This is a genomic window from Candidatus Melainabacteria bacterium, from assembly GCA_003963305.1.
Lineage (GTDB): Bacteria > Cyanobacteriota > Vampirovibrionia > Obscuribacterales > Obscuribacteraceae > PALSA-1081.
The window spans coordinates 19,893-28,282 of sequence record RXJR01000019.1; the positions used below are offsets into that span (position 1 = coordinate 19,893).

Consider the following 8,390-nt stretch of genomic DNA (forward strand, 5'->3'; position numbering starts at 1 on the left):
AGCATCTTTATGACCGGTTCTATCGCCGAAGAATTGACTCTGGAAAAATTGCTGAAAGATATCGAGGCTCTCGACTCTATCGTTGCCACATGGGACGAGCATGAACGCAGAACAGTTCAGGCTTTGAGAAAGGCGATCGATGATCTAAACAAAGAAGCTCTGGCAAGAGTTATCAGAGGTTTAAAACAGAGTCCGGAAGCATTGGCTGCACTCAAAGAAGTTACCGCCGACGAGATTGTCTATTCTGTTTTGCGCCACCATGAGCTGATCAAACCGTCACTGCAAGAGCGCATTGAAAAAGCACTCGAATCTGTTCGACCGATGTTGCAAGGGCATGGAGGCAACGTCGAGCTTGTTGAGGTAGAACCGCCCAACAAGGCTGTAGTTCGCCTGATCGGCGCATGCAGTAATTGTCCGGCATCTGAGCTCACACTGAGCGAGGGCGTTGAGAAGGCGATCAAAGAGCAATGTCCTGAAATTACTGAAATAGTCAAAGCAAAGGGAATATGCTCGTCGACTGATGCAAAACCAGTCAACTTCATAAGTCCCTTCGCTCAAGGCAAGGAGAAGCGTTGGAGCTTCGTTGCCAACCTGGATGAACTTCCCGAGAATCAACTGATTGTCAAAGAGATAGAAGGACAATCAGTGATTTTGGCACGACTGGAAGACAACGTCGTTTGCTACCAGAACGCCTGCGCGCATCTCGGTATGCCGCTGGATATGAGCGAAGTAAAAGATGGGGTCCTCACCTGCTCGTATCACGCCTTCGAATACGTCCTCAAGACCGGAGAATGCCTCACCGTACCGGAAGTGCAATTGCATACTCACGCTGTACGCGTGGTCGATCAGAAAGTCGAGGTCAGCCTTTCGTGACGGTCAAACGCATCAGCCTCAAGGTATCCCAGGAAGCAGCGTTAAGAGTGCCTCTAGCCCGCGAAACAGCTTTCCGTCCGCTGGTTGAACCTGAACCACTGGTGGTGCTCGGAAACGAACGTGTTCCAGACATTCTCTCATCCGCGATAGTACCGAGTGCAACGTCGTGCTTTGGTCCACGCGGAGCCTGCCTTACTTTCCGAAAAGGTCCGCTATGGATTAGTGATACAGGACATCATCGCTTGCTTGGCTGGCGCCAACTTCCAACCGACGATAAGACTCCGGCAGACTGGTTAATCGGTCAGGCCGATTTTAGCTGCGAGGGAAGAAACGGACGAGGTGACGTCGGACCTGCAACGGTCAATGTGCCAACCGGAATTTGTGTCATGGAGCAGGGTCTGGTGGTGGCTGATGCATGGAACCATCGAGTTTTGATCTGGCACGAAGTGCCGAGCGCCTCTAACGTTCCCGCTGACATTGTTTTGGGACAGTCCGACTTCTCCAGTGCGCTTGCAAACAGAGGAGCGGACCGACCAGGAGCCGAAACACTTCACTGGCCATACGGCGTGCAATACAGGGCCGGCAAACTGCTCGTCGCAGATACAGGTAATAGAAGGGTCCTCGTCTGGAACAACCCTCCAACTAAAAACGGTCAGCCCGCGGATCTTGTACTTGGACAGACAGACTTCTGCATTCGCGATGAAAATGCCGGCGCCGACCCAAGCGCTATGAGCATGCGCTGGCCACATGCCATAACATTCTGGGGAAAACGATTGTGTGTCAGCGATGCCGGTAATAATCGGGTTCTAGTATGGAACGACTGCCCAACTGAAAGTGGCGTCTCAGCAAACCTTGTTCTGGGCCAGACAGATGCTACGAATGTCGATTTCAATCAAGCGCTGTACTGGCCGCGTTCCAACACATTGAACATGCCCTATGGCGTAACTGCGCATGGCGACTGGCTTATAGTAGCCGACACAGCCAATTCTCGAATACTAGCCTGGAACGACACTCAACCTGGTACTGTGGGCGATCCCGAAAGTTCGGGCGTTGGGCAACCTGATGCGACAAGCAACCCTTGCGATGGTCAACCTGGCACAGCAGGCAATCCCGAAACTTCGGGCGTTGGGCAATCTAATTCAGCAAGCGGCGCCGAAGCCCTCTTCGGTCAGGTAAACTTTCACGAGAAGGGCGACAATCGATGGCAACCAGCCGTGGCAGATAGCCTCTGCTGGCCTTACGGTGTTCAGTCTGTAGACTCATTGCTGGTTATCTCCGATTCGGGAAACAATCGAGTCTCCATCTGGAAGTTGGCACTATGACGACAGGCTCCCAACTCAATAAAAAAGCCTTGCTCGGATGGTCTATTCGAGTCAGAGGCACTGTGCAAGGAGTTGGCTTTCGTCCCACTGTGTACAAGCTCGCTTTAGAGTCAGGCATTACTGGTCGAGTCTTCAACGACGGCGAAGGTGTACTGATCGAGGCATGGGTCTCGGAAGAGAACCTCCAAAAATTTGAAAAGGCAATCTGGACCAATTCTCCACCACTGGCAAAAATCGAGTCGATTGAGCACACCTTATTACCAGAGGATCACGAAATTCCTTCCGGCTTTTCAATATCGAAAAGCGAAGGCAGCCACCCAAACACTCAAATTGCTCCTGATGCAGCGACCTGTGCAGATTGCCTGGAAGACACATTCAGCCCATTCAGCAGGCGATTTCGCTATCCATTTACGAATTGCACGCATTGTGGTCCGCGTTTATCGATAATCAAATCAATTCCATATGACCGCGCCAGTACAAGCATGGCGACCTTCAAAATGTGCGAGCCCTGTCAAAAAGAATATGACGACCCTGCCGATCGTCGATTCCATGCACAACCGAACGCCTGTCACGTGTGCGGTCCCAAAGCCTGGCTGGAACGTTCTGAAGGTGGAACATTATGCCTGGAAAGCATGAGTCAGCTCGACCTCGTTGATGCCGCAGCCACTCTGATTCAGCGCGGCGAAATCGTTGCAGTAAAAGGCATCGGGGGTTTCCATCTGGCATGCGATGCCACCAATGACAATGCCGTTGACAGGCTCAGATCGCGGAAAAATCGCTATCACAAACCCTTCGCGTTAATGGCCAAAGACATCGCCACGATTGAAAGATACTGCGCGATTGACGAAATGGAGAAAGCAGAGTTGCAATCTCGCCAGGCACCGATAGTAGTGCTAAACAGACTTGCAGACAAAGCTCAAAAGCCTATTTCGAACGCTGTTGCACCAGGGCAGAAAACACTCGGATTCATGCTGCCATACACCCCGCTTCATCACTTGCTGATGAAACGACTGAATAATCCGATTGTTCTCACATCAGGTAATCTGTCGCAAGAGCCCCAGAGCATAAGCAATGAAGAGGCTAAAGACAGGCTGGCGAAAATTGCCGACTACTTCCTGCTGCACAATCGCGACATTATTAATCGTCTCGATGATTCGGTGGTACGGGTCGTCTCCGGTCATCCGAGATACTTACGACGAGCACGGGGCGCCACGCCAGCTCCAATTCCGTTACCACCTGGATTCGCTGCGGCTCCGGAAATCCTTGCCATGGGCGGTGAACTTAAGAACACCTTTTGCTTGATCAAAAACTCCAGGGCAATTCAATCGCAGCACATCGGCGATTTAGAGGAAGCCAAAACCTTTGCAGACTACAGACATAACCTCGATTTGTACTTAGATAGCTTCAAACACGAAACAGCACAAATCGCAGTCGATCTTCACCCTGAATACATGTCTACTAAATTTGGACGAGACCTGGCAAAAGCCAAAAACCTTCCCCTTGACGAAATCCAGCATCATCACGCACATGTGGCTGCGTGCCTGGCAGAAAATGCCTGGCCGCTAGATGCCGGACCCGTTCTCGGAGTAGCATTAGACGGGCTCGGTTTCGGTAACGACGGCACTTTCTGGGGAGGAGAGTTTCTGCTGGCAGATTACACATCTTTCGAACGACTCGGCACATTCAAGCCGGTTGCGTTAATCGGTGGCAGTAAGGCCATGCAAGAACCATGGCGCAATACATATGCGCACATCATGGCAGAAATGGGCTGGCCGTCCTACAAAATGAACTTCGAAGAATTGGAGCTGACTTCCTTTCTGGAGTCAAAACCCCTGGCTACTCTGGAAAGCATGCTCAAGTCAAAAACCAATTCACCTTTAGCTTCTTCATGTGGACGATTATTCGATGCAGCAGCGGCCGCGGCAGGCATTTGTCGTGACTCAGCAACATACGAGGGACAAGCTGCAGTCGAATTCGAAGCCTGCGCCGATTTGCAGGTTTTGCTAAACGAACCTGAATCACTGGCATATCCGTTTTCGATTCCCAGGCTGGGAGGCAAAGGAATTCCCTACGTCGAGCCGCTGGCAGTCTGGCAAGCACTGCTCGGAGATCTGTATCTAAAAACAAGCCCAGCCGTTATTTCAGCGCGTTTCCATAAAGGGCTCGCCAAAATTATAGTCCAGATGATCGACAAGCTCTGTGCGAGAGACGGCGAGAAGTGGCTAACGACTGTGGCTCTAACTGGCGGAGTCTTTCAAAACAGAATACTTCACGAATTAGTGGAAACAAGACTGACCCAAAACGGTTATAAAGTATTGACCCATAGCCAGGTGCCTGCCAACGATGCAGGTATTTCGCTTGGACAGGCGCTAATATCAGCAGCGAAACATCTAAATCAAGGAAAGGAGCGGCAGCATGTGTCTTGGCATACCTGGGCAAATAGTTGAAATTGTCGATGCTCAAAAGAAGCTGGCAAAAGTTGACGTTTCAGGCGTCAAGCGGCAAGTTAATCTGACATGCATCGTTAACGACGAACATCCAGTTGAATCGTGCGTCGGCGATTGGGTTCTCATTCACGTTGGTTTCGCAATGAGCAGAATCGACGAAGAGGAGGCAAAAAAGACACTAGAATTGTTGCATGAGCTCGGAGAAGCTCAAAAAGAAATCGAGTCGATGACTCAAACATCAGGTTGAATATGAGCGACACCAGCAAAAACCTAGCCGCACTTTATCCGTTCCTTCATGGCAAAACCAAGGAACCGGCTTCGGAGAATGCCATGCTGCTGGAATCAATCAAGCAAAAGGTGAATGAAAGCGTTGCAGCAAAACAACAGTTCTTCGCAGATAACGCACAAGCCTTGATTGAAATGAGTACGGCAATTGCCGGCGTCTATCGAGCAAAAAATCGCATGTTTTCCATGGGCAACGGTGGTTCGAGTTGCGACGCTCTGCACTTCGCAGTCGAATTTCAACACCCGGTTACTGCCGGTCGCCCTGCCCTCCCATGCACCTGCCTCAATTCCGACACAGCCATGATTAGCGCTGTTGCAAACGATGTCGGCGTCGACCACATTTTCAGCCGCCAGGTAGAAGCCCTCGGTCGAGCTGGAGACGGGCTGATTGGATTTTCAACCAGTGGCAATTCAAAAAACCTGCTTGAGGCATTCCACAAAGCTAAGCGGATGGGAGTGATGACATTCGGAATGGCAGGCGGCGACGGAGGTGAAATGCTTGCGTCCAAAATGCTAGATTATTGCCTCGTCGTCAAAACTGATTCGATCCACAGAGTTCAGGAATCGCACGTAACGACGTATCACATAATCTGGGACTTAGTGCACACACTGCTGGCAGACTACCGGGGTCCGGCTGTTCAAGAGGGCGAGCAATGAAGTTTGTCGACGAATTTAGAGACCCAGTTCTCGCCAGAACGTTGATTGAGGAAATCAACAAATTGGTCCTCGATATCGATTTCGCCCGGGAACGCCCGATCCACCTGATGGAATTCTGTGGCGGACACACGCACACCATCTTCAGATACGGCATCGAGCAACTTCTGCCGAAATGCATCGAATTGGTGCATGGACCGGGCTGCCCTGTCTGCGTCCTTCCGATGGGAAGAGTCGACGACTGCGTATCTCTGGCTGAGCGGAAAGACGTAATCTTCACCACATTCGGTGATGCCATGCGCGTTCCCGGTTCAAAAAAGAGCTTGCTACAGGCCAAGGCAGATGGCGCCGACGTGCGAATGGTTTACTCCCCGCTAGACGCTCTGCAGCTTGCCCATAAAAACAAAGACAAAGAAGTGATCTTCTTCGCGCTCGGCTTCGAGACAACCATGCCGAGCACGGCGCTGACGGTCCTGCAGGCAGAAGAAGAGGGTCTGGAAAACTTTTCACTCTTTTGCAATCACATCACTACAGTTCCGACGATAAAAGCCATACTCGACTCGCCAGGAATGCAACTGGACGGATTTGTCGCACCAGGGCACGTCAGCATGGTCGTAGGAGAACAGCCATTTCACTTCGTTGCCGAAAGCTATCAAAAACCAATCGTGATTACCGGTTTCGAGCCGCTCGATATTTTGCAGTCAATATGGTTGCTGATCAAACAAATCGCAGAGAAACGTTGTGTCGTAGAAAATCAATACGCTCGGGTCGTGCGCAGCGAGGGAAATTTCCCGGGACTGGACGCCATCAACCGGGTTTTCGAATTGCGTGAATATTTCGAATGGCGTGGTCTCGGCTCGATCGATCACTCCGGCGTGAAAATCAAAAATGACTACGCCAGATTCGACGCCGAACGCAAATTCCCAGTGCCAAACGTCAAAATTGCAGACCCCAAGTCGTGCCAATGCGGAGAAGTTTTAAAAGGCGTGATCAAGCCATGGCAGTGCAAGGTCTTCGGCACTCAATGCACGCCTGAAACTCCGATGGGTGCGCTAATGGTATCGTCGGAGGGCGCCTGTGCAGCCTACTACAACTTCGGCAACTTGCCGGAGCTGATGGCGATGAAAGACAAAAATGAGAGGGAGGAAGCACTGCTGTGACTTCGTCAACGCCGGGAATTCGCAAAAGGAGCGGCGTTCTGAGAGCCGAAACCATCAACATGTCTCATGGTGGTGGCGGCAAAGCGATGCGAGATTTGATCGAAGATGTCTTCCTGGGCAGTTTCGATAATCCACAACTGTCATTGCTCGAAGATCAAGCGAGTCTAGAGCTTTCGGCTCTCTCTTCACTGGGAGACCGCCTTGCCATCACCACAGACTCTTATGTCGTTGATCCAATATTTTTCAACGGAGCGGACATCGGCAAACTCGCTGTCTGCGGAACTGTCAACGACCTGGCAGTAGGTGGAGCTGTACCCCTGTTTCTGACATGCGGAATCATCATCGAAGAAGGGTTGTCTGTAACCGATCTGCGTCGCATCGTCGAATCTATGAAATCAGCCGCAGACAAAGCCGGAGTCAAAATCGTCACAGGCGACACTAAAGTAGTCGACCGAGGCGCTGCCGATAAGGTGTTTATAAACACGGCGGGAATTGGAGTCATTCCAACGCCATATAAAATTAGCTCGCATAATGCCCGCCCTGGCGATGTGGTCTTGATCAATGGCTACATCGGTGATCACGGCGCTGCAATCGTTGGAGCTAGAGGGGATCTGGCGATCGAAAACAATATTCAGAGCGATTGCCAGCCACTGAACGGTCTCATACAGGCGTTACTCAAGCGGTGCCCGGATGTTCGCTGCATGCGCGACGCCACCAGAGGTGGTGTGGCTTCAGTCCTCAATGAATTTGCCATCAACAGCAATGTCTGCATAAAAATCAAAGAATCAGACATTCCAATTCGTCCCGAGGTGAGAGGCATGTGCGAAATACTGGGGCTGGACCCGCTTTACCTGGCAAACGAGGGTAAAGTCGTTGTGATCGTACCCGAGGGCTCAGCTCAAATCGCGCTTGAAGCAATGAGCGAGCACGAGTTTGGAACGGAGAGCGCGATTATCGGGCGCGTATTTCCTGCGCCTGAGGAAACAGTAATTTTGCAATCAAGCTTCGGTGGTGAGCGCATCGTCGACATGCTGGTCGGCGACCAACTTCCGAGGATTTGTTAGTGCACGAACTCGGAATTACTCAAAACATCGTGGCAATCGTAGGTGAGCGAGCCGGCAATCAGAAAGTCAACAGAGTGAAGCTGGAGATTGGCAAACTGTCAGCTATAGTGCCGGATGCGATCCGATTCTGCTTCGACTTGTGCGCAAAAGATACAGTGCTCGAAGGAGCGACTCTGGAGATTGATGAAATCGAAGGATTGGGAAGATGCAGCGCATGTGGTGAAGAGATGCCCTTAACACTTCTGGCAGGCACCTGCAAATGCGGTTGCAGAGACATCGACTGCATTGCTGGAAAAGAGATGAAAATCAAGGAAATGGAGGTGGAGTGATGTGCACGACATGCGGTTGCTCAGATGATGCAAAACCAAAAGTAGTAGACCTCGAAACAGGTCGAACCGTCGGGCTGCACGATCACGAGCACTCACATGACCACGAGCACGGGCATGAACATGGGCATTCTCATGATCAAGACCACTCGCACGATCATGGACATTCTCACGATCACGGACATTCTCACGATCATGACCACTCGCACGATCACGGACATTCTCACGATCATGACCACTCGCACGATCACGGACATTC

At 51.2% G+C, this 8,390-nt stretch carries 9 protein-coding genes; all 9 read left to right on the top strand.

Translation table 11 applies throughout. The features are described 5' to 3' along the window. The first annotated feature begins 9 nt into the window (after positions 1 to 9). Positions 10 to 873, top strand: a complete 864-nt coding sequence (locus EKK48_18870) for a hypothetical protein (protein RTL39477.1) — start codon at positions 10 to 12, stop codon at positions 871 to 873. Continuing rightward, positions 870 to 2,195 carry a hypothetical protein gene (locus tag EKK48_18875; protein RTL39478.1) on the top strand — a complete coding sequence of 442 codons (1,326 nt, stop codon included), beginning with the start codon at positions 870 to 872 and terminating at the stop codon, positions 2,193 to 2,195. The genes EKK48_18870 and EKK48_18875 overlap by 4 nt, the downstream gene beginning before the upstream one ends. After that, positions 2,192 to 4,642, top strand: coding sequence for a carbamoyltransferase HypF (hypF, locus tag EKK48_18880; protein ID RTL39479.1), 2,451 nt, complete (start codon positions 2,192 to 2,194; stop codon positions 4,640 to 4,642). The genes EKK48_18875 and hypF overlap by 4 nt, the downstream gene beginning before the upstream one ends. Beyond that, the gene (locus EKK48_18885) at positions 4,611 to 4,889 is read left to right on the top strand and encodes a HypC/HybG/HupF family hydrogenase formation chaperone (protein RTL39480.1); all 279 of its coding nucleotides are present in this window, start codon (positions 4,611 to 4,613) and stop codon (positions 4,887 to 4,889) included. Before hypF ends, EKK48_18885 begins: the two co-directional genes overlap by 32 nt. Positions 4,890 to 4,891: 2 nt before the next feature. Then, positions 4,892 to 5,584 carry an SIS domain-containing protein gene (locus EKK48_18890; GenBank protein ID RTL39481.1) on the top strand — a complete coding sequence of 231 codons (693 nt, stop codon included), beginning with the start codon at positions 4,892 to 4,894 and terminating at the stop codon, positions 5,582 to 5,584. Further along, on the top strand, positions 5,581 to 6,741 hold the full coding sequence (gene hypD, locus EKK48_18895) for a hydrogenase formation protein HypD (protein RTL39482.1): 1,161 nt from the start codon (positions 5,581 to 5,583) through the stop codon (positions 6,739 to 6,741). The genes EKK48_18890 and hypD overlap by 4 nt, the downstream gene beginning before the upstream one ends. Before the next feature lie 59 nt (positions 6,742 to 6,800). Beyond that, the gene (gene hypE / locus EKK48_18900; GenBank protein RTL39486.1) at positions 6,801 to 7,805 is read left to right on the top strand and encodes a hydrogenase expression/formation protein HypE; all 1,005 of its coding nucleotides are present in this window, start codon (positions 6,801 to 6,803) and stop codon (positions 7,803 to 7,805) included. Continuing rightward, complete coding sequence (locus EKK48_18905) at positions 7,805 to 8,134, top strand: hydrogenase maturation nickel metallochaperone HypA (protein RTL39483.1); 330 nt, start codon at positions 7,805 to 7,807, stop codon at positions 8,132 to 8,134. Before hypE ends, EKK48_18905 begins: the two co-directional genes overlap by 1 nt. Further along, the coding region (locus tag EKK48_18910) for a hypothetical protein (protein ID RTL39484.1) at positions 8,134 to 8,390 on the top strand (257 nt) is incomplete at its 3' end. The genes EKK48_18905 and EKK48_18910, both read left to right, overlap by 1 nt.